The organism is Enterococcus mundtii, assembly GCF_002813755.1.
Classification (GTDB): Bacteria; Bacillota; Bacilli; order Lactobacillales; family Enterococcaceae; genus Enterococcus_B; species Enterococcus_B mundtii.
Genome location: NZ_CP018061.1, coordinates 3,323,603 through 3,348,135, shown reverse-complemented (window position 1 = coordinate 3,348,135; position 24,533 = coordinate 3,323,603). Strand labels below are relative to the sequence as shown.

Genomic DNA, 24,533 nt, shown 5'->3' with positions numbered 1-24,533 from the left:
TCCTTTATTTTACGTTCAAACTATCTTCTTTTGCATGGACAAGCTCAGTCAAGAAATCACAATAAGGCGTCGCAACACCATATTTCTTCCCTTTTCTAGAAATTGCGCCATTGATATAATCGATTTCTGTTAATCGATGGTTCTTAATCAAGTCTTGATACATTGAAGGATAATGTAACCCAATTGTTTCCGGGTCAAAACAAGATTCACAATGTGCAATGACTTCTGGGACATCTAGTTCAATCTTCTCTACTGCTGCTACTTTGGCAAACTCATTGACAATCGTCGCCACCATTTTATGAGCAGTCGATGTTTTTCCTAGCTCAGCCATATTAACGTCTAAGATTGTGCATAATCCGTTCATTGTTCCGTTCACACATGCTTTGCGATAAATAGAATAGTGAATATTGTCAGAAAAATGAGCATTTAATCCTGATTCAGACAATTTGTCTGCTAATTTTTTTGCAGCTGCTTCTTTTCCATCACCTAAATTTTGTAATTCTACTGAACCACTTCCAAATAATTTGACCTGACCAGGACCTTCAAGACCTGCCGTCCACATGGTATTTCCAATATAGATATTTTCCATTGGTACAAATTTCTCAATAATATCTTCATGCCCGATACCATTTAATAGACATAAGACCTCTGTATCTTTTTTGATTAATGATTGGATATCCTGCAGCATTTTTTCCAGCTGCATCGCTTTGGTAAATAGAATAATCAGATCAACTTGATCTTCTTTTTCTACTTCGGATTGAAGAACGATTGGTAGTTTTGCTTCTACCTCTTTACCATTAAAATTTGCTTGTAATCCATGTTCTTTGATTTGTTGGACATGTTCTGCCCAGCCATCGATTAATAATACTTCGTTCCCACTTTGGTGAAGCATTAACCCAAAGCGACTTCCCATTGCGCCAGCGCCTGCAATTGCTATTTTCATTGATTCTTCCTCCTTTTTCTTTCTATTATACTCATTTGAGAATCATTTCACAAATTTGTTTTGTTATTCTTCTCTTATTTATCATGTTTATATCCACCATTCAAGTTATTTTATCAGCAAATCAATAAAAACTGGAATAGAATCCAAATTTCATCGTAAGAGAAACTAGACTAGCAATAAGAAAATAGAAACATTCATAGAAAAAACCTCACTCCTCTGATTATAAAAGAGGGGGCATTAACCTCGTGTATACTAAAACCTTCCATTCATTCGATGGATGATTTTCTTTTTGTGAAAAAATATTCATTGTAGTACGATGTTGCGCAACACAGACGGATGGTATTGCTTATTATTTATTAAAATCGAACAATACACTTATTTAAAAACTTCTTTCCCAGATTTTCTTCCATTTTTACAGTTATAACTAGTATTATCATGAAAAATAGCCTTTTATTGTCTATGGGAATAATAATTTAAAATTGGTACTTTTTTATTAATTAGTTCATCGCCCAATAATCTCTCCAGTTTCTTAGCATCTCCTGACTCAACCGGAATTATCCAAGCCCAGTCCAAATAATTTTTTAAAATCTCATCATATTTTGCAAATATTTCATTGCCATATTCCGTCCTTAAAATTATATTTTCAGTGCCAGACAAGTGATTTGTATTGAGTTGATAAAAAAGATCTCCATCTAAAAAAATATCATTAGAAGAAGATTTCCCCACAGTAATGACCATTCCATCAGCTCTATGTGTTACATACAAATAATTGTATGACCTCATTTCACCTAATGAATCAATTATTTCTTGCCCTTTAGCTCTAATATATTGATCTCTATTACCTATCTCACTCTTATTTAACAAAAGTTTTTTCATGTCAAATTTAATCGGCTGTTTTATTTTTGTAAATTCGCTTCTACTACTAATCCAATCCGAGATTAATTTTTCAACATGTCCCAGAGTAAACTCTGATTTATTCGCTAAATACTTTTTTTGTTGTATTAAAGACATCTTTCCCCGAAGCTCAAAATTGAGCCTACATCGATTCTCTATCTCTTCAAAAAGCATCTTATCTTCATCATTCATTAAACCAATCCAGCTCCTCGATTAAGATAATATTTTAATCTCATACAAAAACTAGCTCTCATCAAAACAACCATTGTTTTGATTTCTCATGAAATTTCTTTATACTTTTCTCCGATTATAAATTCCTAACCCCTTGAGAAAATTACGCATATATTTATCTCCGCAATGCTTAAAATTTCGTTGGCCTTCTTTTCTCAAAAATGCCCCGATTTCGCCTTTTGATGGATAGATTTCTGCCTCAGCAAAAACGTCTAAAATATCATCAGTGGTCATAGACAAGGCGATTTTTAATTTTTTTAGCAACACATTGTTGATATATTTGATTTCCTTGCTTTTTTGCGGCGTGTCTACTATCGGCTTATCTTTTTGCGGACCACGCGCCAAGAGAATCAGGCCATTTAGGAATGCGTCAAAAACTTGGTTGTTGATGGTTTTTTCATACACATTATTTTCTGCATTATCTTTGTTCTTATCCTGTACTTTGGTCAGTACCGCCTGAGCTTCTTCTTTAGTCAGTGGTACACCGCCTAGCTCAAAAGCTTTAATCAAATCCGTATCTTTCAAATCAATCGCAATAACCTATCATTGTTATTCATTTGTTCCTCCGAAGTATTTAGTCTTTACTTTCTTACGTACTTTTTGTCTTGCTAAGATTTTTAGGATCAATGATAAAAACCGCATCACTTATGATAAGGCGCCCCAGTATTGATCCGAAACGCGCGATAAATTTGTTCAACGAGGATTAGACGCATCAGTTGATGCGGGTAGGTCATTTTGCCGAAGGAGATTTGGGCATTGCTGCGTTGCATGACGTCATCGCTTAATCCTAATGAGCCACCGATGACAAAGACGAGCTGGCTTTTTCCTTGGATGCCTAATTGATCAATTTGCTTTGCAAAGGCTTCACTGGTAGGATTTTCGCCTTGGATCGCTAAAGCGTAGACAAATTCATGATCTTTGATTTTTGCGAGTATACGCTCGCCTTCTTTTTCTTTGACTTGGCGCATTTGGGCTTCACTAAGATTTTCTGGTGCTTTTTCGTCAGGTACTTCGATTAGTTCGATTTTTCCATATGCTTTAAGTCGTTTGACATACTCATTGATTCCTTGGATCAAATATTTCTCTTTTAATTTTCCAACTGAAATGATTTTTATATTCATAATAATTTCCTTCCCTCGGTCTTTCATATCGAATTCTTCTTTCTTATTATAATAGAGTATTCTTATTCGACAAAGAGATTTAAAAAAGTTTTCCCACATAGTTATACACATCTTCCACAGGTTTATCCACAGCTTATCGTTGTTTTATTGCTTATTTCATAAGTATTTCTTAAGCAAACATATGTTTCGCACAGATTTTTCCACTTTTTCCACAAGTTGTTGATAACTTTTATGGGCATTTATACGCATTTTTTACAAATACTTTTCCACAATTCCTGTGTATAAGTTTGTATTTTATTTTTTCATCTGAAAACAATTATTTTTCCTAATGTTTTTCATAAAAAGTTCACAGTCTGGAAGTAGACTAAATTTAGTAAATAAGTCTATACTTAACTTATCAAGAAAATAATAAATGGAGGCAGATCACATGGACAGAAGAGATGTGACACCAAAAATGAAAAAAAGAAAATCTAATGGCATTTGGCGAAAGCTAGGTCTTGGCGTAGTTGGTGGCGTGATTGGCGGATTACTGACTTTCGGTATTTTTTATGCAGCAACTGGAGGTGGTAACTCAGTAACGACTTCTTCTAGCAGTGGGACACAAAATGCATCAGGCGAAACAGTTGTCGAAAATGTAAAAGTCAATGTAGATTCAGATATCACTTCTGCAGTAGATAAAGTGCAAGGAGCAGTTGTTTCTGTTATCAACCTACAAAAACAAAGTTCATCATCTGACCCGTTTGGTTCATTATTTGGCCAACAACAAGAAAGTAGTGGCGAAGATGGCGAATTGCAAGCTTACAGTGAAGGTAGCGGTGTGATTTATAAAAAAGAGGGCGATTCCGCTTATATCGTGACGAATAATCACGTTGTCGATGGACAACAAGGACTAGAAGTTTTACTAAAAGATGGAACAAAAGTGAAAGCAGAATTAGTCGGTACAGATGCTTATACTGATTTAGCTGTTTTAAAAATCAGTGCTGACAAAGTCGATACTGTTGCTTCATTTGGCGACTCTGCTTCATTGAAAGTCGGCGAACCTGCGATTGCGATTGGTTCTCCTCTAGGTTCTCAATACGCAAACTCGGTGACATCAGGAATTGTTTCTTCCTTGAATCGTCAAGTGACAAGTACAAATGAATCTAATGAGACAGTGAATATCAATGCGATCCAAACAGATGCAGCGATCAACCCAGGGAACTCTGGTGGTCCACTAGTTAATATCGAAGGCCAAGTTATTGGTATCAATTCAAGTAAAATTGCATCGACTTCTGATTCTTCAAGTGTAAGTGTTGAAGGAATGGGCTTTGCGATTCCAAGTAATGATGTCGTAAATATCATCAATCAACTTGAAAAAGATGGAAAAGTAACACGCCCTGCACTGGGTATCACAATGACCGATCTTTCCGCCGTTTCTACACAACAACAGGAACAGATCTTGAAATTACCATCTTCTGTAACAAATGGCGTGATCATTCGTTCGGTTCAACCAGCAACGCCTGCGGAAAAAGCTGGCTTAGAACAATATGATGTCATCACAAAAATCGATGATACAGAAGTCTCATCTGGTGTTGAATTACAGTCTGTGCTTTATGGTAAAAAAGTTGGTGACACTGTGAAGATCACTTATTACCGTGGCGAAGAAGAAAAAACTGTAGATATCAAATTGACAATTGATAATACTGCATTAAATCAAGGAAATTCAAATAGTTCCAATGGCTCAAATAATTAATAAAAAAACGGCTACCTCAATGGAGGTAGTCGTTTTTTTATTCATGCTAGTTTTTGAATGCTTCGCCAACTATCGCATCTTCAGGTAAAACTAAGATGCCTTTTTTCTCTGGGGCGTTAGGTACGTGAAGTTCCTTTGCAGAGCAAATCATTCCGTCACTTTTGACCCCTCTTAATTCTCCAGGCCAAATCATCATACCGTCTGGCATCATTGCACCAGGTTTAGCAACGACTACTTTTTGACCTGCTTCAATATTCGGTGCGCCACAAACGATTTGTAAAACTTCACCACCATCTACTTCTGTTTCAGTTACAGATAAATGATCAGAATCTGGATGAGGTTCACAAGTTTTGACGTAACCAACAACGATTTTCGGTTGGTTGTCTTTTTCCAATGTTTCTTCAAAGCCAGCTTCTTTGATCAAACGGTTCAATTCAGCTAGTTGTTCTTCTGAGATTGTTACTTGGCCATTGCCTTCAATTGTTAGATGATCTGAGATATGGAAAAAGTTCCATGCAACGATTTGACCAGATTCATCTTTGATTTGCGCAACATTCCATTTACGACTAACAGTGTTTTCCGTGCCTTTATCGTCGGCTATGATCACCATTAATGTGTCGCCCACATGTGCGCGATTATAAGCAAAAATCATTTTGTTTCCTCCAATATCATTTGTTGAAGTTGTTTTTGATTTATGGCAACTGAGTAGATCGATCAGCACCAAACTCTCTTGTATTATCTTAACAAAAAAAGGAAGTTCTTGCATGATAAATTCTCTTAGAAAAACTTGCCGGAATAAAAAGAAAGCACGGATCACAAAAAAAGACGAGGAAACGAAATGCACCATCTTTCGTTTCCTCGTCTTTTTTGTTCAAGGATCTGCCTATTGAATCAAAAACTAGGCTTCTCTTGGTTCTGAAACGACTAGGACATCACACGGAGCTTGTCGAATCACGTAGCTTGCCACACTCCCAGTCATAAAGCGTTCAACGGCATTCAAACCTGATTGACCGATCATGATCAAGTCGATTTGATATTTCTTTGGTAGTTTTACTGCCATAGATTCTCTGACCGAACCATAAGCCACAATGCCTTCTATTTTTTGGTAGTCAACGGATTTTCCGTAATTTTTACATTCTTCAATCAATTGTTTTGCTGATTCAGTCTGTTGATCGATCAAGGATTGGTCAATAGGCGTATACCCCATAAATTGATAAAATTGTTGGTCGATCACATTCGTCACGTACACTGTGCCTTCATTTCTACGAGCCACCTCGACAGCTTTTTTGAATGCAGCAAACGCTTGCTCGCTTCCGTCAATTCCAACTAATATTTTCTTATATGCTTGTTCCATTTTTCCCACTCCTCTCGTTTCTCACTGCTGAATCGTTTTTGTTAAAAATTGTTCGATTTCTTCTTTTGTTTTACGATCTTTATTGACCAGACGACCTAATTCTTTCCCATCTTTGATGACAATGAAACTTGGAATACCGAAAATATTCCATTCTGCTGCTAAATCGATGTACGCATCTCGATCCATTTCGACAAATGTCCACTCTGAAAAATGACGTTCGATTTCTGGCATTTGTGGTTTGATGAAGCGACAATCGCCACACCAATCGGCAGTAAAGAAAAAGATATGATTGCCTTTTTCAACATAACCGGCTACTTCTTCAAGACTTTTAGGAGTAATCATAGGTTCACACTTCTTTCTTATTCTATGTTCTACTTAAATTATACACCTTTACAAAAAACTGACCAAACTATATCTAAAAAATAAAAAACGAGCAAAAGCGGATCGCCTTTACTCGTTGATTACTTATTTTCCGTAAACGATCGTATTCACCGTTGATTTATCTAAGCCCTTCAATGTTTGGATCAACATTTCTCTGGCTGCTTCAAAGTCACGGATACTAAACATCGTTTGATGCGTATGGATATAGCGTCCAACTACACCGATAACGGTACTTGGGATTCCTTCATTTTGTGTATGAGCAGCACCAGCGTCGGTACCGCCTTTTGATACAAAGTATTGATAAGGAATATTGTTTGTTTCAGCAATATCTAATAAATATTCACGTAATCGCGGCAACATGATCAATCCTGGATCTTGGATACGCATCAAGGTGCCTTCTCCTAGATGACCAAATGTGCCTTTTTTCGTTACTGTATCATCTGCTGCAGAGCAGTCTACCGCAAAGAATAGATCAGGTTTGAATTTGTTCACTGAAGCTTTTGATCCACGTAAACCAACTTCTTCTTGGACATTGGCGCCGGCGATCAGCGTATGACCTAATGTTTCTTTTTCTAGGGCTTCTAATGCTTCCAAGACCATCGTACAACCGTAACGGTTGTCCCATGATTTACTGATGATATTTTTGCCGTTTGCTGTTTTGATCGTTTCTGCAAAAGGTACGATCGTATCTCCTGGTAGGACACCAAAACTCATTGCTTCTTCTTTTGATTCAAAACCAGCATCAAATAAAATATCTGTTACTTCGACTGACTTTTGACCGCTTGTACCACGTAATAAATGTGGTGGAACAGAAGAAGAAATACATGGGTAATTTTTCCCTGTTGATGTCTTCAATGTAAAGCGTTGAGCCGATACTACATAAGGATTCCAACCGCCTAGCGGAACCACTTTGAACAATCCGTTATCTTGGATTTGTGTCAACATAAAACCAACTTCGTCCATGTGTGCTGCCACCATGACACGAGGGGCATCCGCTTCTTGGTGATGGCGCAATCCAAAGATCCCACCTAATCCATCTAATTGTAATTCATCAACTAGTGGCTCCATGTGTTGTTCCATGTACGCGCGGATGTCTTGTTCAAAACCGCTTGTTCCTTGTAATTCTGTTAATTCTTTAATACGTTGAAATGTTTTTTCATCCATAATAATGATCGTCTATAATTCAGACTTGTCTCCTTTCAATCTCAGCTTTGATTTGTCTTAAAAAATAGTATCTGGACAAATCTATCGTGATTATTATACCGTATTTTATTTCAAAACGGTTATTTATTTCAAAGAAAATCAGATAGTGTGGTAAAATAAAGCCAAAGAAACTTGTGAAAGTGTAAAGGAGGGCAAGCAGCATGTATGAAGAAAGTGAACAGGCCTATTTCAAAGGTGGTTTAGCTGTCGGACTTGGTTTAGGATTATTAAGTGGCGTGGCAACTGCACTATGGTACAATCGCAACAAAACGATGTCCGCTGATGAAGTCTTAGCTACCATCAAAGAAGCGTTTTTAGATGAAGGCTCGATTGAAGGCTCCTGGATCTCTTTTGAGAAAGAACCGACACGTAAATTTGCAATTCATTCAAAAGCTTATCGTGGTGGGATTTCTCGCATAGAAGATGGTGAAGTCGTCTATTATGAATTTTTAGCAGATGCCTATACTGGTACTGTTTTAGATATTTCTAGAAAAAAAGGAACAGATGCTTGATTTCATTTTTAAAAGATTCTCTTAGAAATAGGCTTTCCTATGGATAAGAGCTTCTTTTTTTGCATAAAAACTGGTATAAACGTACATGATAGGTTATGCTTAGTTTAAACTTTTTCAATTTATTTAGGAGAGTGAAAAATGAATCACACAGAAAAAATTGCTGTCCTGATTCCTTGTTATAATGAAGAAGCAACGATTCCTACAGTCATTGCCGACTTTAAACGAGAATTACCAGAAGCAGATATTTATGTATACGACAATAACTCAACGGACAACACCTACGACTTAGCAGTTGCAGCGGGTGCTATTGTAAAAAAAGAACCTCGTCAAGGTAAAGGAAATGTCATTCGTCAAATGTTTTTTGATATTGATGCGGACTACTACTTGATGGTAGACGGAGATGATACTTATCCAGCCGAAGCCGTACATGGACTTTTAGAAAAATTACGTTCTGGCGAAGCGGATATGGTCATTGGCGACCGTCTTTCTAATGGTACTTACTTTGAAGAAAATAAACGCGCCTTCCATGATTTTGGCAATAATTTAGTTAAAAATACGATCACTCGTTTATATAAAACAAAAATAAGAGACGTGATGACTGGCTATCGAGGATTTAATCGTATTTTTGTCAAAAGTTTTCCGATCATGAGTGCGGGATTCCAAATCGAAACGGAATTGACCATTCATGCCTTAGATAAAAAATTCAAATTAGTTGAGCTCCCTATTGATTACCGTGATCGCCCAGAAGGTAGCGAATCAAAATTGAATACCTTTTCTGATGGCTTCAAAGTCATTATGATGATCATTAAAATGTGTAAAGATTATAAACCTATCCTATTTTTCAATATCTGGACAGTCATTTTCTTTTTAGCTGGTCTGTTCACTGGGATTCCTGTCATTCGGGAGTTTATGTTGACGAGCTTTATTACTAAAGTCCCTTCAGCCATATTAAGTACAGGATTGATGATCCTAGCTTTACTTTCACTAGTTACTGGTATGATTTTAGATACGGTCGTTACAAATGCAAAGAAAGAGTACGAACTGAACCTCTATCATGTTTATCATGAGTATCACCAAAATAAAAAAGAAGAGAGATGATTTTATGCAATCATCCTCTTCTTTTTATCTTATCATTTATTTCTCTGATGCAATCGTCACAAACTTCACTTCGACATATTCCTCTACCCCAAAAGTTCCGTTCTCACGGCCAAACCCTGAATGTTTGACTCCCCCAAATGGTGTCGCAGAATTTGAGATCGTCGTATCATTGACACCGACCATGCCATATTGCAATTTATTGCTTACATTGTTGATCGTATGGATATTCGTCGCAAAGAAATATGATGCTAAACCAAAAATCGTATCATTGGCATCTTTGATTACTTGTTCTTCGTCTTCAAATGTAATGATTGGGATCACTGGTCCAAATGTTTCATTGTAGAAAATATCCATTTCCTTTTTCACGCCATCTAATACTGTCGGTTCAAAGAAAAAGCCATTTGCATATTCTCCGTCCGTTAGACGATGACCACCAGCCAAGATTTCTGCTCCTTTAGCTACTGCATCTTCTAGTTGTTCTTCAACTTTTTTTACGCCTTCTTCATTGATCAATGGCCCCGTAGTTGGATCGTCTAAGCCATTTCCAACAGTCACTTCTCTGATTTTTTCCACAATCAATTTTGTTGCTTGTTCTTTGATTTCTTTATGGATAAAAATTCGATTTGGTGACGTACATACTTGTCCATTGTTGATAAATTTCGTTTTGATCAATGTATCGACTGCTAATTCTACATCGGCATCTGGAAAAATAATAAATGGCGCATGTCCACCTAGCTCCATAGAAACTTTTTTCAAGGTAGGTGCTGCTTGTTCATTTAGAATTTGTCCAACTTCTGTTGAACCTGTAAATGTGATTTTTTGGATATCATCCGATTCAGACAAAATCTTTCCAATAGTTGAGGAGTCCCCCATGACGATATTTACGACGCCATCTGGAAAGCCAGCTTTGTGGAATAGTTCCATCAGCGCAAGTGCTGATAGAGGTGTTGATTTTGCTGGTTTTAAGATAACCGTACAGCCTGCGGCGATTGCCGGCGAGATTTTACGAATGATCATGTTGGATGGAAAGTTCCATGGTGTGATGGCGCCGACGACACCTACTGGTTGTTTACGTGCTTGCCATTGTTTCCCTTCAGGTGAAGGAATGATTTCTCCCATGATTCGTTGGCCTTGCGCTGCATTCCAGCGAAGGTTTTCGACATTTGTTTGGATTTCTGCCGTCGCTTGAGCAAGCGGTTTCCCTTGCTCCATCGTCATGATTTTTGCTAAACGTTCGCTGTCTTCTTCTACTAGATCAGCCATTTTATTCATTAATTTTGCTCGTTCGCTTGGTGCCGTTCTTGACCAACCTTCGAATGCCTTGTTGGCAGCTTCAATGGCTTCTTTTGTCTCTTTTTCGCCACCTTGTTGAACGCTTGCTAACGTTTCACCAGTTGCTGGATTGACGACATCAACTGTTCCTTCAGAGCCTTCAAGCCATTTGCCATTAATATAAAGATGAGTTTCTACTTGCGGTAAATCATATTTCCCCATAGTTTGCCTCCTCTATTCTTAATTACATAACAACCGTAACATTAATAAAGTCAAACCTCAAACCATCTGTTTAACGTGACTTTGTCTCACTCAGCCTTACAAATTCAATTTTTTTATTCTTTTGAAGAATAAATTGCTCGTTCATTCAAAAGCTTTGTTACAATGAGATAGAAATGAGATAGAGTACTACAATGATTTTATCCTACGACTAAAGGAGTGTTTTTATGGGGCTATTTGATGGCTTGATGGGAAATGCTACCCAAAAAGATACAACGAATATCACAAGAGAAGTTCAAGAAATCCTGATTCCAATGGAACAGGTAGAGTTAGCGTTCAAATTAGTACGTGATTTGATTATTTTTACCGACCGTCGGATGATTATCGTCGATAAACAAGGAATGACCGGTAAAAAAAGTGAATATAAATCGATCCCTTACCGCTCGATTTCACGTTTTTCGATTGAAACAAGTGGGCATTTTGATTTAGATGCCGAATTGAAAATTTGGATTTCTAGCGCAGAACTACCCGCAGAGTCTTTACAATTCAGAAAAGATAAGAATATCATCGCCGTACAACAGGCGCTAGCAACAGCTGTCTTATCTTAAACTTACGATCAACACAAAGAGCTTACACACCCAAAATACTTCAAATTTTGGGTGTGTAAGCTCTTTGTGTTGACGTCTTCTGTAAAACTCTTCCTAATAAAATAAAAATTTTATAGTACACGTCCTTCATTTTTTTGATGATTCGCTCTTTTTTCTTTAAATTCCATTTTGTCTACTTTTAGTTTTTTCATATTATTCACTTTGATTTTACTGATTTCTGCAAAAGAGCGCTGTTTGATACCTTCGATTTCTTGTCTTCTTTTCTCTTTTAACTTATCTAGATCTTTTTCTTTCATCATGCTCTCCTTTCTTTTAAAAAGCTTGGTTTTTAAAATTCACTGTAACCATACAAATCTAGAAAGTCGCATCAATCGAACAGGATGCTGAGACGTTCAAGTATCTTCTATTCATATTCTGGATTTTTGAAAATTTATCTCTCTTTATTTTTTTCGCTTTGCCCCACAGCCTGAGAATCATCTCTGTGTAATACTTCTTTACTATCTTTCGTTACTTCTTTATTTCTGTCGACTTCATTTAATGCTTGCTCTTTAACTGATGCTAATTTACGCTGTTTTCTTTCTCTAAGCCCTTCCAATGTTTCGTGTTCCATCGTAATTCCCCCTTTAGTAATTATTTTACTGAATAAATGTCGACAGAATGAACGAATTTTTTTGAAAATAAAAAAAGTATTTCCTCCAAACGATAAAGAGAAACATTACTGTTGGTAGTCGCTTATAAACATTCAGCCAACCAACTGTATGGTTGATTTATCACTTAACCCAAAACGAATAAGAACGTACAAAAAGCGACATACATTCACTTGATCCAGCGAATACATGCAGCTTTTTTGCTATTATTTACTCATTCTATCAGCCTTGCTCTTTTTCAAGAAAATCTTTGAACCAATAGAAGCTTTTTTTAGGTACGCGTTTCATATCACGTAGATCATGATTTCCTCTATTAACGTAAACCATCCCGTATCTTTTTTCCATATCACCTTTTGAGCTAGGTAGATCAATCAATCCCCAGCCAAGATAACCTAGTACTTCACAGCCGTCCAGGCTCATTGCATCTTGCATCGCTTTGATATGCTGTTCATGGTAATAAATGCGGTAGTCGTCTTGAATAGGTGTATTGCCATCCCACTTTTCCTGCGTGCCTATCCCATTTTCAACGGGGAAAATCGGTACATCGTACTTTTGATACATCTTGTTGATGATATCTCTAAATCCAAGAGGATCAATTCCCAGATTCCATTCATTCATCGAAACAAATGGATTTTCCACTTCACCATACGTCAAATAATAGTTTGGTGCGACATCTGTTGGAATGTTTTTATGACTGATACTTCCGGTACAATAGTAACTGAATGCTAAATAATCACTTGTTACTTTTCCGATCTCAGCAAGTTCTTCCTCTGTCATATCTACGTTCAAATGCTGTTCTTCAAACGTCAAAACTTGTTTCGAATAACCACGTCCGCAAAAGGCATCTAAAAGATTCTGGTTGATAAATTCATCCCATTCTCTCGCAATTAATACATCTTTGGGGTGATTTGTCGCAGGGTACATATTGGAATAGGCTAACATCCCGCCAATTTGACCATCTGTCGTTTCATGGATATAGTTGGCGATTTTGGCATGTGCGACCATGATATTATGCGCGATTTGATGAATGTTATCCGCTGTATCTTCCGTATTCAATGTTCCCCCGTATAATAGTGCCCACGGTGTTGAATACAAGTTTTGTTCATTGAAAGTTACCCAATACTTGACTTTATTCTTGTAACGATCCACCATTTTTTTTCCATATTCCACAAAAGCATCTACGACGTGTTTACTCATAAACCCATCGTAATTTTGTGCAAGATGAAGTGGCATATCAAAATGATAGAGACATAGCATGGGTTCAATATTCCGTTTTAGCATCGCATCAATGTAACGATCATAAAACAAGAGTCCTTCTTCATTGAATGTCCCATCACCTGTAGGATTGACACGTGACCAAGAAGTTTGGAAGCGATAAAAATTCATGCCCATTTCTTGCATCAAATCAAGATCTTCTTCATATCTATGATAGCGATCAATCCCATGTTTCCAATCTGAAGTAGTTTCAGTCGCTTCACGAAGGTCATAAACAGACAATCCTTTTCCGCCTTCGTTCCAAGCACCTTCCGTTTGCATACTTGAGGAGGAATCTCCCCAGAAAAATTTTTCCTTTACCATCTTATCATTCCAATCATCGTTCTATTTATCATTTGTCTATTTCCTTTAGCAATCGTTTAAGAAAGACTCATCTCAGCATTTGTACGAGCAACCCGTTCACTGATTTTCAAGAATGGCAGATAGAAGAAAACTAACGCAACGATAATGACCGCTTGAACAACAATTGCTCGCCAATCACCTGCTGTTGCTAAAAAGCCACTTAAAAATGGTGGTGTCGTCCAAGGAATTGGCACCACACAGCGATTGACTAGCTGCATCGATGTTGCTAAATAGCCAATGGTCGTACCTATGATCGGTGACAATACAAAAGGAATGATCATCGGTAAGTTGAAGACGATCGGTAATCCAAAAATCACAGGTTCATTGATGTTGAAAATATTAGGGCCTAACGCCAACTTAGATAAATCTTTATATGCTTGATAGCGACTAAAAATCAATATTGCTATCACTAAAGCAATCGTCGAACCCGTTCCACCCATCAAAGCGCCATATACTTGGTGAAACGCTGAGTTAATGATGTGAGGAGCAGCTTCACCATTCGCAGTAGCTGCCATATTCTCATTCATATTTACCATCAACAATGGATCTAAGATCGGACCTGTGATGACAGATTGGTGAATACCGAAAGAAAATAGTAAGTTGCCAAAGCAAACTAAAAATAAGTAACCAATAAATGACGTACCTACACCACGTAACGGTTCTTGGATGAATTGCTCGATGATTCTCATAAAATCATTTCCTGTTAGTTGGATCAAAAATGAAGCAAAGGCAAACAATGAAACGACAATGATCAATGGAAACATCGTGTTAAAAGATTTTCCTACCGCTGGCGGAACACTATCTCCTAAGTTGACTTGCAATTTTTTAGAACGTGTCAGACGAATGTATAGCTCTGTTGCCAATAATCCAGTAATGATGGCAGCAAAGACTCCTTTTGAACCAATATTCCCGTAACTGATGACCCCACTGATTTCCACAGCCGTTTCCCCATTGATCGGCGTTGTCTCGATCATTGTTGGAAGCAACGTCAAAAATGCTGGAACAACAGCGATCACGACGCCAATTGGATTATCATACTCTCTATTTTTTGACAAGAAATAGCCAATGGTGATCACAAGAATAATCCCAGTGATATTAAGGGTCGAGTTCGTAATGATCGATCCCCAGTTTTGCCAAGATGCCATTGTGTCCGCGCTGATCATATTTTGGAACCAACCTGACGGATCTAACACTACCGAATTAATTAAAATAGCAATACCTGCTAAAATGAATAAAGGCATGATAGTAGCAAATGAATCACGTAGTGTTCTTAAATAAACTTGATTGCCGATTTTTTGAGCTGTTAAAACAAATTTCCCCATCAAAGCTTCCCTTTTTTTCTCATCCATTTATTTATGCCTCCTGAATTGTCTATAGTTGTATATCAATTTCTAATACAGAATATCACCTGTAAGCGTTTTTGTAAACACAAAATTAAAATTAGTGTATACTTATTTTCAAAAGAAAGAAAAAAAGACCACACTTGATCGTGACAAGCACAGTCTTTTAAGTATTATTATCTAATTGATATCTGCTACTATTTTCCCTGACGTATAGGGATATCTTGTCTTAGATAGATCAAACGGCGTACCATCATCAAAAAAGACGATCTGATTGGTTTCCAAAATCGGGTCGCCTACCTCGATCTCAAACTCTTCACTGTCTAAATGATTTGCTTTTGAAGCAATGATCACTCGACGGGCCGCACTGACCACATAACCTAACTCTTCTCTGATATAGTTATAGATAGACCCCTTTAAAATCTCTTCATCCAAATCTTTGATGTACTTAAGAGGCATGATAGATGTCTCTATACTTCTCGCCTCTTCATCGACATATCTCACTCGTTTAATATCATAGACCGGATCAGTCGCCTTTATTTTCAATTCTTCAGACTCATAAGAAGTGGGAAAACGCACATCAAAGCGGATGATTTTACTGGTCACCGCCGTCCCTTCTTGAGCAGAAGTCCCAAATACGCTATTGATCTGGGTCACACTCTCATTGTCCTTTTTTATATTGCTCCTAACATATGTCCCTGATCCCCGTCTCGTGTAAAGTAAAGATTCATCAATCAATAACTGTATCGCTTTTCTGACAGTTACTCGACTCGTATGATAGGTTTTTGCCAATGCTTCTTGGTTTGGTAATAGCTCGCCTTCTTTAAATTCACCCTCGATAATCTTATTTTTCAAAGAACGAGCGATTTCGATGTATTTAGGCATATTCATTTCACCTCCAAAATTTGTATACACTTATTATAATATTAGATTAACAAGCAAATGTAAACAACCTTTACAACTATAACTAATAAATAAATGACTAGTCAGTCAGATGTTTATTCATTTACTAACATATCCGCTTTTCGGAATCCAAAAAAAGCCTTCAGAGAAGCCCAATTCTCTGAAGGCCAGGTGTCACTCAAGTCTTTGTCATTTGTTACCTATTGATTTTATCATGTTATATCTAAGCTAGGCATACAACTATTTCTGACTTTTGCAATGAATGTTGAAGTACGAATAAAGATGATTTACTTCGCCAAACGATAGATAGCATCCGCATAAATCGCTGTCGCACGGAACAAGTCATCTAGACTCATAAATTCATTTGCTTGGTGCATCGTATCTGTGTAGCCTGGGAACATTGCGCCATACGCCACACCGCGTTTTAATAAGCGTCCATATGTGCCACCACCGATGATTTGCTCATAGCCTTTTTCGCCGGTATGATCTTCGTAGACTTGTAATAATGTTTCAACCAACGGATCATCCATTGGTACATAATGTGGTTCCATTACACGGGCACCACGAGTAACTGAGGCACCTTCGTCTGCTACTGTTTTGTTCAGTTTGCTTTCTAATTCATCTGTGGTTGTGCCTTTAGGAAAACGGAAGTTCATGTTGATATAGTTATCGTCTTCTGAACCATTTTCTTTAAACGCAAACAACCCAGCGTTCATTGTTAGTTTACCCATTTTTTCGTCTTCGTGGGCAACGCCTAATTTCTCACCATAAAAGTCTTCATGGACGTAAGTAGCTGCCACATGGATGAATTGTTTAGCTGCACCAATAAATTCATAATTATCAAGGAAGCTCGCTAAGAAAGAGCCGGCATTGATCCCAGATTGTGGGCTTGCGCCATGTGCCCCTTTTCCGACTACGTTGATCGTAACAAATGTATGTTCTGCTTCAATCGAACCATTGATTGGGTTTGCTTCAATAAATTCATAAAATGCCTTTTCTAATGCAACTGCTGCATCTGCGCTTGGTACTTCAATTTTTGCAGTCGCTGTTCCTGGCACCATGTTTTCACGTAAACCTGACGTAAATGATTTCAATACATAGTCGCCGGCATTATCGCCTTTAAAACGGAATGCGAAAGAAACATTGCCTTTTTCTCCGTTGATGATCGGGAATTCCGCATCTGGTGAGAAACCGAAATCAGGTTCTTCTTCATGTTCAAAGTAGTAAGCCATATCTGCCCAACCACTTTCTTCATCACTACCTACGACAAAGCGAACTTTTTTCGATAATTCTAAATCTAGGTCTTTGATGATTTTCATCGCATAATAGGCAGCCATACTTGGACCTTTGTCATCACTTGACCCACGAGCAAAGATTTTTCCGTCTTTGATCACTGGTTCGTAAGGATCAGTATCCCAACCATCGCCAGCAGGCACAACATCCATATGCCCAAAAATCCCTAAGGTTTCGTCTCCTTCACCTAAATCGATGTGTCCTGCGTAATTGTCCACGTTTTTTACAACGAAGCCATCACGTTCACCATAAGCAAGCATGTGTTTCAATGCGTCACGAGGCCCAGGTCCAAATGGTGCATCTGCAGTTGCTTTTGAATCATCACGTTCACTGCTTACGCGTAAAAGATTTTTTAAGTCTTCAAGCAAGTCTTCTTTACGTGCTTCGACTTCTTTTTGCCAATTGATTGTCATAAAGTTACTCCTCCACTCATTCAGTCTACGAGTTCATCATAACATAAATCAGACAAATTGTTTAAAAAATCAGACAACGGATAAACGAAACAGTTTTTTCCATAAATATTATAAGCTATAATGAAAAAAAGGAGGCTTTCCCATGGAATTAAATGAACGATTACTCCAACAAGTGATTACTCCTCGCCCCATCGAATCTCATAAAGGTACATTTGGTAAAGTCCTGTTGATTGGCGGAAACGAGCAATTCGGTGGTGCGATCATCATGAGCGCTTTAGCAGCTGTCCATAGTGGCGCTGGCTTGACAACTGTTGTAACAGATCCTAATAATCACGTGGCCGTCCATAGTCATTTACCAGAGGCAATGGTAGGGGATTGGACAAATAAAGAAACATGGCATTCGGCTTTTGAAGATGCCGATGTCTTACTGATTGGTCCGGGATTAGGAACCGACCAACAAAGCCTTGAACTTCTGCAATTTGTCCTAACAAAACAAACAGAAAAACAATGGTTAGTCATTGATGGTTCTGCCCTGACATTGTTGGCTAGGCATTCGCTGGAGCTTCCTTATCCAGAGCATACCGTTCTCACACCCCATCAAATGGAATGGCAACGCGTCAGTGGATTGCGTTTAGATGAGCAATCTGAAGAGAACAATCAGCAGAAACAACAAGAATTAGGGGCATCCCTGGTTTTAAAAAGTCATCAAACAACGATCTATGGGCAAAATGGCATCTATTACAATACAGCAGGTTCACCAGCTATGGCAACAGGTGGTATGGGGGATACGTTAGCTGGCATGATTGCTGGTTTTTTAGCTCAGTTTCCAAAAAATGACCAAACGATCAGTGCCGCTGTCTATTTGCATAGCATTATCGGCGACCAATTAGCAAAAGAGCAGTATGTCGTTTTACCGACTCAAATCAGTCAGTACATCCCAAAATGGATGCATTATTTTAGTCAAAGATAAGAAGGAGCGTCACAATGGAAAAATATACCGGCTACCTTAGAGAGCCTTTTTATTACGAAACCGATCAAATGGGTATCATTCACCACAGCAACTATATCCGCTGGTTCGAAGAAGCACGTGTTGCGTTGTTAGAACATTTAGATTTTAGTTACAAGAAAATCGAGGAACAAGGCATCATCATCCCTGTACTAGGCGTAAGTTGCGAATACAAAGAGATGATCCGTTATGGGGACAAAATCTTGATCCAACCAATTATCGAAAGCTATACAGGTACACGCTTGAATTTCCGTTATGAGATCTACGACACAGAAGATCAGCGTTTACGGACGACCGGTACAAGCCAACACTGTTTCTTGCTTGCAGAAAATCAACGTTTAGTCAAACTAGGCCGTGTAAATCCTAGCTTGGATAGTCTGTTTAAAACTTATGCAAACATCGACACAGACCCTGATTCTGCAACAGAAATGAAATAAAAGAAAAAATAAGTGTTTATTCTTGCCTTTTAACCCCTGATTTGTATAATGGAAAGAAAAAAAGCAGGTGATTATAATGTATGTCGTGAAAGTCTTACACGGTTATATTGATAAAACTGGCTGTCGCACACGTGAAAAAAACCCGGAAACCTTGCTTGTCTTCAAAGACAAAAAAGAATCAGAAACCTTTGCCAATCAAATCGGTGGTCGTGTCAAACAACTGCAGGAAGTTCGCCCAGATTGACTGTTGCTTTCGTGAAAGGATGAGATGTTCGCACTATGGATATGTATTGAAAAGAGTCGACAAACCAATCGTTTGCGGCTCTATTTTTGTGTTTCTGTTCGCTGATCTGCTTACCTCCCCCTTATTCTGTTCTCAGTAAAGGATATGCTATACTGGATATAACTTTTTGAAAGGGGTGTTCTATGGGGAACAATTTGCAACAACAAGCATACGAAGCCATCAGACAACAAATCATCTATTCTGAATTAGCTCCCGGGAGTAAGATTTCCGACAGAATCTTAGAAGAACAACTAACGATTGGACGCACGCCGATTCGAGAAGCATTGATCCAACTTAGAAATCAGGAATTGATCAAAACAATTCCTCAATCCGGTACATATATCTCAAAAATCGACATACGTTCCGCAGACTTGGCACGTTACATGCGAGAAAAATTAGAGCAACCGATTTTACAAGAGTGCAGTGCTAAAATGAACGATAAAGCGCATCAGCGCTTGGAGATGATTTTAGAACAGACGGATCAAGCCATCTTGGCACAAGACAAAAAAACCTTCTTTCTTTTGGATAAAGCCTTTCACCAAATGTGTTACAAAGTCGCGGGGAAAGAAGAAATATGGACTTGGCTTGAAAGCTATAGCACTCACTTAGATCGTTTCCGTTGGTTGCGTTTGACGATTTCTGAATTAGATTGGGGCCGTGTATTAGATGAACATCAAATCTTATTGAGAGCCATGAAAGAACACGCACTTGATGAAGTGGGCTTTCTTTGTAACCTCCACCTCCATATGATCATTGAGGAACAAGAACAAGTGATCCTTCATTATCCGAGTTATTTTGAAATAATCTCTTCTGAAGTATAATGAAAAAAGGCGTAGCCTCCCGAACTTTCAGGAAGGGCTATGCCTTTTTTTCTTATTCAAAACGACTTAAATGACTGGACGAGATACTCACATAATCGGGAGTCATATGGCCAAGTCATAGCGACTTCTAACACATATGGTGAGAAGCCCACGTTATTCAACTTCTTCGAAAAGCTCATCGCTGCAATCTCACTCAATGCTCGGATCTTAGACTGATGACGATACCCAAAAAATCGCCATAGTTCTAGGGTTTTCTGTTGGGTATACAATGTAGGATCGCGTGTTTCAAGATGATGATATAATTCATGCGCTAAAATCAAAGAAGTAACTTGTTCCAGTGGGAGCTCAGTGATCTTTTCCTGTTCAAATTTCTGAATTGGTTCTGTCATTAAACAGATCCCCGTTGTTTCATCGTAAGTCGCGAGTGTCAAACGATCATTCCGCCATGCTGTTTCTCCATAGGAGATAGCGACATCGAATGTACGACAAAGCGCATGAATATTCCTTGTACGGTACTTTCGATAAATCACTTCTGCTAACCTTTCTCCACATTGTCTCGCCAGTTCTCCCCACGCTCGTTGCTCAGAAAGTGAGAATTTCCCTACTAAAAGATCTCGTTGAAATTGATAATCACACCACTGTTCATCAGAAATCGTCAGCAATTTTAAAATCAACTCATCTAGTTTATTTTTGCTTGATATTCCCCGCAATCACAATCACTTCTTCCTCTGGATCTAACATCGAGATTTCTAACTCCATCAAGAGTTGTAATTGTTCAAATTCTGTCGCCGAAAAATCTGCGACACGCGCGCCGATACATAGATAAAATTCCGGTCGAGCAATCAGCTCCGTCTGATAGACCGCAAGTTCTTCCCATAATTGTTGGACAGCGGAGAGATACTGTTCAGCTGTAGTTTTCAGACATTTTGCATACCCTCTTTGAACTTTGATGAATCCTTTTTGGTCGATGATCCGTAATGCGCCGATTGAATGTTCTGGACTATTTTCCCCAACCACATAGAAGTAGTCAGTATTCGCTAATAAACGAACATCTTTGAGGGACATCCGTAAATCTTCTGCAGCTAATGTCAACGCCTCTGTTTCACTGATCTGCTTTGTTAAATCAGTCGCTTTGACTTCCGTTGAACCTGTAGCAATTGCCGTCACTTTCGACGTCTGTGGATCAATTTCAACATGGACTTCAATCGATTCTGGTGTAGCGCCAGATTCGATTGCTTTATTCATCGCTTCATTTTTCAATCCTCGAATATCTTCTTTACTTGGCGAAGGAATGATTCGTTCAACCACATCTCTCACCATCGCTAATGCCACACCGATAGATGAGATCACTTCCGCATTTTCTGGTATTGAATACTTAACACCCATTTTCTGACTAAAATAAGTAATCAAGGACGCTGCTCCACCGCCTACCCCAACCAAGGAGATTTGCTCTTTTTCCAATTGATATTTTTCTGCCAGTTCCAAAATCACTGGTTCGATTTTGGCATAAGCTTTTGCCATGATCTGCTCAGCGATATCTTCCACAGAAGTCTGACAATAAGCTGCTAAAGCTTCCATGGCTTTTCTTGCGGCTTGTGGATCACCATAAGAAAAGTGTTCTTCTTGGACAAGCCCAAGAACATTCGCTGCACATGTATTGGTAATAGTGACCTCTTTTCCGTCTGCCAAAATCACTTTGACATAATCAGCCGGATCTCCCTCAATGGGTGAGAAAAAAACGATTTTCGGTTGATCGATTTTTTCAATCGGTGTGAATACAGCATAATCCAATCCAGCAATATGGGCTGAACGTGGTCCCACGTCAAGAATCCCTGTGCGATCTGCCCGAACCATTGAACCACCGGCAACACCTAAGACACGAACATCTAACGATGAAATATAGGTGGCATGACCGCCGACCACTGAGTAATCGATGGCTGGACGCCCATTCCTGATAACACCAATATTGGTTGTTGTCCCTCCGACTTCAAAATACACACCATTCGAGGCACGTAAATACATCAAAGAACCCATGACAGAGGCAGCTGGACCTGAAAGCATCGTTAATACTGGTCGCTTCTTCATTTCAGCAATTTCCATTACACCACCATCACCACGCATGATCATCAAAGAAACATTGACACCGGCAGTTCGAACAGAACGTTCAGTTGAGGTCGCTGTTTCTAACATTTTAGGTAAAATCGAGGCATTGATCGCTGCCGTTCGTGTGCGTCTCGTCAAACCATAAAGCTTTGTGATTTCAGAAGCCATCGTTGTTGGTATCCCTTGTTCCGAAGCAAGTGAATAGATAACTTGTTCGGGTTCACTATTATCTACGCCAAAAGCCATGGAAGAAACTAAAACTTCCGCCTGTTCTTTTTTAAGTGTAGCAATCGTCTCTAACACTCGTTCATTTGTCAATTGTTTAATTGGCAAGAACACATTTGCAATGTCTATTTTTCGATTATTCCCTAAATCAATCGGTGCTAATCGAGTTTGTCTTTTTGCCAAAAAACCTTCGAACCCGCCCTTAGCCATTCCGATCACTCCTACTTTTGCCACATCTCCTTCAATCAAGGCATTCGTTGCTTGCGTTGTAGAATGCGCGACAAAAACAACATCCTCGGGGCTGATCTGATTTTCTTGCAAACAATTTTGGAACGATTGTACGACCCCTGCAGCTACACCCTCTGGATGGTGATGCGTTGTTTTAACAGATGATTTACCGATGATTTCATGTGTCGCATTGTCGATTGCGACTGCTTTTGTATGGGTTCCGCCTACATCAATGCCCATTCTTACTGCACGCTTCATTTTGCATCCTCCAAATTTTTTACTTTCTATACCTATCAAAAATTACCATAAAGGATCAACGTCAAGATACAGACGATCACACCGATCGCCCACCCTGTCGGAATCGATTTTTTCATGAATTCACGAGAGGAAACCTTTGTATACCCTAATCCCCATGCGATCCAGGATTGAGTGATATCTAAATGCTGTGGCGCAATGGTCGTCGTCGCAAATAGTGGAAATAAGAAGGCCACGGGCATCGTCGGATTGACGGCTAAAACTACTGCTAAAATTGCTGATCCCGAACCGACTAGACTCAACGGACCACGGAAAAAACCTAGAGGCGTCAACAATGCAAAGGCAAGTGCTAACACAAAAGGTGTCTGAGGAATAAAGTCTCCCAAAATTGCAGAGAAATAAGAAGAAGCATATACCGCCGAATTATTGAACATCGCTAAAGTCATCAAAAAGCCAACCATCGGTGCTACATCTGTTGCTCCATCTGTAAATAATTTAGCGAATTGCCGACAAATCTCCTTGTATCCCCCACGTAATTTCCCTGTAAATAGCAACGCCCAGATCCCTGCCAACATAAAACCAAGAATGATCGGGATTTCTAACACCACTACTCCTAATACAGGTATAACGACTGCCAACCAAGAAATTATTGGTGCTTCCCCACCTTCTCGTGGAAGTTCAGCTGCCATTGCATAGCGTTTCTTCGGGTTCATTGATATATTAGCTACAAGTAGAACGATTACTAAACTTACGATCATGCCAATCATTCCGATTTGAAAGTAATCATTGTATGTATAATTTTCAGCCGCAGAATTAAAACCTGCATAGATCGTTTGATATTGCTTGAAATTGACAATATTTGCAAAGATCCCTGCCATGATCGAACCCATGAATGCAAATAGAGCAACAGGTGCAGTAATTCCTAACGACATCAAAATCGGTAAAACGATCACGGCAATTGAAATCACTGGACCAATCCCGGTCATCGACATAAAAATAATTGACGTTACAAGACACAAAAGGCTCATCGTGATCCGCGGTTTATCACCGCCAAGCTCTACGACTTTTCGAATCAATGTAGCCGCTATCCCACTATCTACCAACACTCGACCAAAAAACGCACCAAAGAATACATTCACTAAAATCGATTTCGCATATTCCGCTGGACCAGTAGCATATACATGGGTCAACACATCAATGACTGACTGTCCTTCCATTGCAGCATTCGGTGAGAAAAAATTACCAATCAGCGCCAATCCCATCCAAATCGTCGCCATGATCGCTAAACCAACCATCAAATTAAGTCCTTTGACACAATACCAAACCATAAAAAAGAACGACAAAATCAGCAACATACCAATAATCATTTCACTCATAGACTCACTCCATTCTAT

The 24,533-nt window shown here is 38.7% G+C and carries 25 protein-coding genes and 1 pseudogene; 8 read left to right on the top strand and 18 right to left on the bottom strand.

Annotation, left to right across the window (positions count from 1 at the left end; translation table 11 throughout):
* Nucleotides 1-4: 4 nt before the first annotated feature.
* From EM4838_RS15605 to rlmH, 4 genes and pseudogenes are all read right to left on the bottom strand, one after another.
* Nucleotides 5-943, bottom strand: coding sequence for a 2-dehydropantoate 2-reductase (locus EM4838_RS15605; protein WP_002291914.1), 939 nt, complete (start codon nt 941-943; stop codon nt 5-7).
* A gap of 450 nt (nt 944-1,393) precedes the next feature.
* Nucleotides 1,394-2,029 carry a hypothetical protein gene (locus EM4838_RS15600; RefSeq protein ID WP_010728617.1) on the bottom strand — a complete coding sequence of 212 codons (636 nt, stop codon included), beginning with the start codon at nt 2,027-2,029 and terminating at the stop codon, nt 1,394-1,396.
* Between the two features lie 99 nt (nt 2,030-2,128).
* Nucleotides 2,129-2,625 (bottom strand): annotated as a pseudogene (locus tag EM4838_RS15595) (YehS family protein).
* Between the two features lie 84 nt (nt 2,626-2,709).
* The gene (gene rlmH / locus EM4838_RS15590; RefSeq protein ID WP_034689953.1) at nt 2,710-3,189 is read right to left on the bottom strand and encodes a 23S rRNA (pseudouridine(1915)-N(3))-methyltransferase RlmH; all 480 of its coding nucleotides are present in this window, start codon (nt 3,187-3,189) and stop codon (nt 2,710-2,712) included.
* A 427-nt stretch (nt 3,190-3,616) separates the two neighbouring features.
* Between rlmH and EM4838_RS15585 the strand changes: the two genes are divergently transcribed.
* A complete protein-coding gene (locus EM4838_RS15585) occupies nt 3,617-4,921 on the top strand; it encodes a S1C family serine protease (RefSeq protein WP_066025889.1) in 1,305 nt (434 codons plus the stop codon).
* A gap of 46 nt (nt 4,922-4,967) precedes the next feature.
* On the opposite strand, the gene ytpR is transcribed toward EM4838_RS15585, so the two are convergent.
* From ytpR to pepA, 4 genes are all read right to left on the bottom strand, one after another.
* The gene (gene ytpR, locus EM4838_RS15580) at nt 4,968-5,573 is read right to left on the bottom strand and encodes a YtpR family tRNA-binding protein (RefSeq protein ID WP_071866223.1); all 606 of its coding nucleotides are present in this window, start codon (nt 5,571-5,573) and stop codon (nt 4,968-4,970) included.
* 246 nt (nt 5,574-5,819) lie between these two features.
* Nucleotides 5,820-6,275 (bottom strand): universal stress protein, encoded by a 456-nt coding sequence (locus tag EM4838_RS15575; RefSeq protein ID WP_071866165.1) that lies wholly within the window; start codon nt 6,273-6,275, stop codon nt 5,820-5,822.
* Nucleotides 6,276-6,296: 21 nt separating this feature from the next.
* The gene (locus EM4838_RS15570) at nt 6,297-6,617 is read right to left on the bottom strand and encodes a thioredoxin family protein (RefSeq protein WP_071866164.1); all 321 of its coding nucleotides are present in this window, start codon (nt 6,615-6,617) and stop codon (nt 6,297-6,299) included.
* Between the two features lie 123 nt (nt 6,618-6,740).
* Nucleotides 6,741-7,820: a glutamyl aminopeptidase gene (gene pepA / locus EM4838_RS15565; RefSeq protein ID WP_019724279.1), complete on the bottom strand. Its 1,080-nt coding sequence runs from the start codon at nt 7,818-7,820 to the stop codon at nt 6,741-6,743.
* 200 nt (nt 7,821-8,020) lie between these two features.
* Between pepA and EM4838_RS15560 the strand changes: the two genes are divergently transcribed.
* Both EM4838_RS15560 and EM4838_RS15555 read left to right on the top strand, forming a co-directional pair.
* Entirely contained in the window at nt 8,021-8,371 is a 351-nt protein-coding gene (locus tag EM4838_RS15560; protein ID WP_019724280.1) for a PepSY domain-containing protein, read from the top strand.
* Nucleotides 8,372-8,509: 138 nt separating this feature from the next.
* Nucleotides 8,510-9,469: a glycosyltransferase family 2 protein gene (locus EM4838_RS15555; RefSeq protein ID WP_062805833.1), complete on the top strand. Its 960-nt coding sequence runs from the start codon at nt 8,510-8,512 to the stop codon at nt 9,467-9,469.
* Nucleotides 9,470-9,505: 36 nt separating this feature from the next.
* On the opposite strand, the gene EM4838_RS15550 is transcribed toward EM4838_RS15555, so the two are convergent.
* Nucleotides 9,506-10,963 carry an NAD-dependent succinate-semialdehyde dehydrogenase gene (locus EM4838_RS15550; RefSeq protein WP_071866163.1) on the bottom strand — a complete coding sequence of 486 codons (1,458 nt, stop codon included), beginning with the start codon at nt 10,961-10,963 and terminating at the stop codon, nt 9,506-9,508.
* Between the two features lie 224 nt (nt 10,964-11,187).
* On the opposite strand from EM4838_RS15550, the gene EM4838_RS15545 reads away from it, so the two are divergent.
* A complete protein-coding gene (locus EM4838_RS15545; protein WP_065096934.1) occupies nt 11,188-11,568 on the top strand; it encodes a PH domain-containing protein in 381 nt (126 codons plus the stop codon).
* Nucleotides 11,569-11,678: 110 nt separating this feature from the next.
* Here the strand turns inward: EM4838_RS15545 and EM4838_RS15540 are convergent, their stop codons facing one another.
* The 6 genes from EM4838_RS15540 to pepV all read right to left on the bottom strand — a co-directional run bounded on the left by EM4838_RS15540 (nt 11,679) and on the right by pepV (nt 17,781).
* Complete coding sequence (locus EM4838_RS15540; protein ID WP_071866162.1) at nt 11,679-11,864, bottom strand: hypothetical protein; 186 nt, start codon at nt 11,862-11,864, stop codon at nt 11,679-11,681.
* A gap of 134 nt (nt 11,865-11,998) precedes the next feature.
* Entirely contained in the window at nt 11,999-12,178 is a 180-nt protein-coding gene (locus EM4838_RS15535) for a hypothetical protein (RefSeq protein WP_071866161.1), read from the bottom strand.
* Between the two features lie 259 nt (nt 12,179-12,437).
* The gene (locus EM4838_RS15530) at nt 12,438-13,793 is read right to left on the bottom strand and encodes a glycoside hydrolase family 1 protein (RefSeq protein ID WP_071866160.1); all 1,356 of its coding nucleotides are present in this window, start codon (nt 13,791-13,793) and stop codon (nt 12,438-12,440) included.
* A 56-nt stretch (nt 13,794-13,849) separates the two neighbouring features.
* A complete protein-coding gene (locus EM4838_RS15525; protein WP_071866159.1) occupies nt 13,850-15,181 on the bottom strand; it encodes a PTS sugar transporter subunit IIC in 1,332 nt (443 codons plus the stop codon).
* Between the two features lie 171 nt (nt 15,182-15,352).
* Nucleotides 15,353-16,057, bottom strand: a complete 705-nt coding sequence (locus tag EM4838_RS15520; RefSeq protein ID WP_071866158.1) for a GntR family transcriptional regulator — start codon at nt 16,055-16,057, stop codon at nt 15,353-15,355.
* Between the two features lie 305 nt (nt 16,058-16,362).
* Nucleotides 16,363-17,781, bottom strand: coding sequence for a dipeptidase PepV (pepV, locus tag EM4838_RS15515; RefSeq protein WP_071866157.1), 1,419 nt, complete (start codon nt 17,779-17,781; stop codon nt 16,363-16,365).
* A gap of 142 nt (nt 17,782-17,923) precedes the next feature.
* On the opposite strand from pepV, the gene EM4838_RS15510 reads away from it, so the two are divergent.
* The 4 genes from EM4838_RS15510 to EM4838_RS15500 all read left to right on the top strand — a co-directional run bounded on the left by EM4838_RS15510 (nt 17,924) and on the right by EM4838_RS15500 (nt 20,328).
* The gene (locus EM4838_RS15510) at nt 17,924-18,751 is read left to right on the top strand and encodes an NAD(P)H-hydrate dehydratase (protein WP_071866156.1); all 828 of its coding nucleotides are present in this window, start codon (nt 17,924-17,926) and stop codon (nt 18,749-18,751) included.
* A gap of 14 nt (nt 18,752-18,765) precedes the next feature.
* The gene (locus EM4838_RS15505) at nt 18,766-19,224 is read left to right on the top strand and encodes an acyl-CoA thioesterase (RefSeq protein WP_071866155.1); all 459 of its coding nucleotides are present in this window, start codon (nt 18,766-18,768) and stop codon (nt 19,222-19,224) included.
* Between the two features lie 76 nt (nt 19,225-19,300).
* Nucleotides 19,301-19,468: a hypothetical protein gene (locus EM4838_RS16640; RefSeq protein WP_169823213.1), complete on the top strand. Its 168-nt coding sequence runs from the start codon at nt 19,301-19,303 to the stop codon at nt 19,466-19,468.
* Between the two features lie 182 nt (nt 19,469-19,650).
* Nucleotides 19,651-20,328 (top strand): GntR family transcriptional regulator, encoded by a 678-nt coding sequence (locus EM4838_RS15500; RefSeq protein WP_071866154.1) that lies wholly within the window; start codon nt 19,651-19,653, stop codon nt 20,326-20,328.
* 56 nt (nt 20,329-20,384) lie between these two features.
* On the opposite strand, the gene EM4838_RS15495 is transcribed toward EM4838_RS15500, so the two are convergent.
* Genes EM4838_RS15495 through EM4838_RS15485 form a run of 3 tightly spaced genes read right to left on the bottom strand, consistent with a single transcriptional unit; the run spans nt 20,385 to nt 24,515 of the window.
* Nucleotides 20,385-21,038: a hypothetical protein gene (locus EM4838_RS15495; protein ID WP_071866153.1), complete on the bottom strand. Its 654-nt coding sequence runs from the start codon at nt 21,036-21,038 to the stop codon at nt 20,385-20,387.
* Nucleotides 21,013-23,142, bottom strand: a complete 2,130-nt coding sequence (locus EM4838_RS15490; protein ID WP_071866152.1) for a hydantoinase/oxoprolinase family protein — start codon at nt 23,140-23,142, stop codon at nt 21,013-21,015. The genes EM4838_RS15495 and EM4838_RS15490 overlap by 26 nt, the downstream gene beginning before the upstream one ends.
* 35 nt (nt 23,143-23,177) lie before the next feature.
* Complete coding sequence (locus tag EM4838_RS15485; protein ID WP_071866151.1) at nt 23,178-24,515, bottom strand: citrate transporter; 1,338 nt, start codon at nt 24,513-24,515, stop codon at nt 23,178-23,180.
* Nucleotides 24,516-24,533: the final 18 nt, after the last annotated feature.